Annotated in this window: 1 protein-coding gene; it reads right to left on the reverse strand. The window is 71.3% G+C overall.

Annotated features, from left to right (window positions below; genetic code table 11):
• Positions 1-2,627: amino acid adenylation domain-containing protein (locus JHC79_RS22785; RefSeq protein WP_296395197.1), on the reverse strand; the 2,627-nt coding region annotated here is incomplete at both ends.

Genomic DNA, 2,627 nt, shown 5'->3' on the forward strand with positions numbered 1-2,627 from the left:
TCTCCGGGGCGGGCAGGGCGGGCCCGTCGTCGATCGAGCCGCGTCGCGCGGTGTACGCGGTCATCATCTCCCCGGCGAGGATGCCCAACGAGTGCGCGTCACCGGCGATGTGGTGCACCACCAGCACCAGCAGGTGCTCACGGTCTCCCGATGCCGGTGACGTCGCGATGCGCGCGCGGATCGGGAGTTCCCGGGTGACGTCGACACCGGTGCCGATGATCCCCATGGCCGCGTCCGGGTCGGCGGTGACCCGCCAGTCCAATCGTCGGCGCGCCGTGTCGGGGTCGAGGATCTGTTGGCTCGGTTCGCCGTCGACGAGCGGGAACACGGTCCGCAGCGGCTCGTGCCGCAGCATGACGTCGTCCAGCGCGGCCCGCAGTGCCGCCACGTCGAGGTCGCCGACGAGGCGCAGCGCGATAGGGATGTCGTAGGCGGTCGAGGTGACGTCGAACTGGTTGAGGAACCAGATGCGGCCCTGCGCATGGGACAGCGGTATGCGCGCCGGGCGGTCGCGGCGAACGAGCGGTATCTCGCTCACCCCCGACTGCGAGACACGCTGCGCCAGCTCGCGGACGGTCGGGTGGTCGAAGAGTTCGCGCACCCCGACCTCGACGTCGAGCGCCGCGCCGATCCGGGCGACGACGCGCATCGCCGAGAGCGAGTTGCCGCCCAGTTCGAAGAACCCGGTGGTCACCGACACCGCGTCGATCCCGAGCACGTCGGCGACGATCCCGGCGATGAGGTCCTCGACCGGGGATCGCGGCGACTCGACGGTCCCGCCGCCGAGGTGCGCCGGACCGGTCTCGGGCGCAGGCAGGGCGCGACGGTCGATCTTGCCCGCGGAGTTGTGGACGAAGTCGTCGAGGACCATCCACATCGTCGGCCGCATGTACGCCGGGAGTCGTCGTGCGACATGCTCGCGTACCTGGTCGAGGGCGGCCGGGTCGTGGGTGTTCGGGCCGGACACGTAGCCGACGAGCGAGTCGCCCGCAGCGGTCGTGACGACGGTGGCCGCGGCGGCCCGGACCCCCGGCGCCGACATCAGCACGGTCTCGATCTCGCCGAGCTCGATCCGCTGGCCGCGCAGCTTCACCTGGAAGTCACCGCGGCCCAGGTACTCCAGCTCGGAATCGCGGTTCCATCGGACCAGGTCGCCGGTGCGGTAGAGGCGCGTCCCACTGCCTGCCGGATCGGCGACGAAGCGGTCCGCGGTCAGATCGGGGCGGGAGGCGTAGCCGCGGGCCAGCTGTACGCCACCGAGGTAGAGCTCGCCGACCACACCGACCGGGACAGGCTGCAGTCGTGCGTCGAGCACGCGGGTGATGGTGCCCGCCATCGGCTCGCCGATCCCGATGACCGTCTCGTCGGCGACAACGGTGTGCGCGGTGACCTCGACCGCCGCCTCGGTGGGGCCGTAGAGATTGCGGATGGTGGCCGCGGGTGCGACCGCCGCCATGGCGTGCGCGGTCGGGGCGGCGACTGCCTCACCGGATGCGAGCACGCGCCGCAGCGAGGCCAGGCCCGCGATCTGCTCCTCGGTGAGGAACTCGACGAACAGCGCCATCATCGACGGCACGAAGTGGATGGTGGTCACCGCGTGTTCGCGCACGAGGGACGCGATGTGGGCGGGATCAGCGTGCCGCCCGGGCTCGGACAGCACGAGTCGCGCGCCGGCGATGAACGGGCCGAACAGCTCACCCACCGACACGTCGAAGGTGATCGGTGTCTTCTGCAGGACGACGTCGTCGGCGCCGAGCCTGTCGAGATCCTGCAACCACTGCAACCGGTTCGCGATCGCGCGGTGGGAGACCGTCACACCCTTGGGCCGACCGGTCGATCCCGATGTGAAGATCGTGTAGGCGGCGTCGTCGAGCATCACCGGACGGATCAGCTCGTCGGGGCGCAGCGGCGCGACCTCCCCGGCGATCGGCGCCGAACAGTCGACGACCACGGTGTCGGTGGTGCCGAGGTCAGGGACCGGCCACCCCGCCGGACCGACGAGAACCATTCCGACACCGGCGGTCTCGATCATGTACCGGACCCGTTCGGCCGGTGCGTCGACGTCGATCGGGACGTATTGGCCGCCCACGCGCACGACGGCGTGGATCGCGACCATCATCTCGACCGACCGCGGCAGACACACCCCCACCGCGACGCCGGTCCCGACACCGCGGGCGATCAGCGAGCGTGCGATCGAGTCGGTGTACGCACCCAACTCGCGGTAGGTCAGCGCCCGGTCGGCGACGACCACCGCGACCGCGTCCGGGGTCCGCGCCCGCTGCGCGTCGAGCAGATCGACCACCGTGTGCGGTGCGGGCGCCTGCGGGCCCGACGACATGGACTCCAGTGCCCGACGCTCCGCGGCGTCCAGCAGATCGACATCGCCGACGGCGGCCGAGGGTGACGAGACGAGCGCGTCGAGGACGCGCAGCAGCCGCTCCGCGAGAACCTGCATGCTCGATTCGTCGAACAGGTCGGTGGCGTAGACGATCTCGGTGGTCCAGGGGTCGCCCTCGGGTGCGGTCGCCACGGTGAGGGTGAGGTCCAGTCGCGCGGCCACCTCGTCGGTCGGCATCTGCTCGACGCGCAGGGTCGAGGTGTCCTCGGGGGCCGTGTCCCCAGCCTGC

It is taken from the genome of Williamsia sp., assembly GCF_016462415.1.
Lineage (GTDB): Bacteria > Actinomycetota > Actinomycetes > Mycobacteriales > Mycobacteriaceae > Williamsia_A.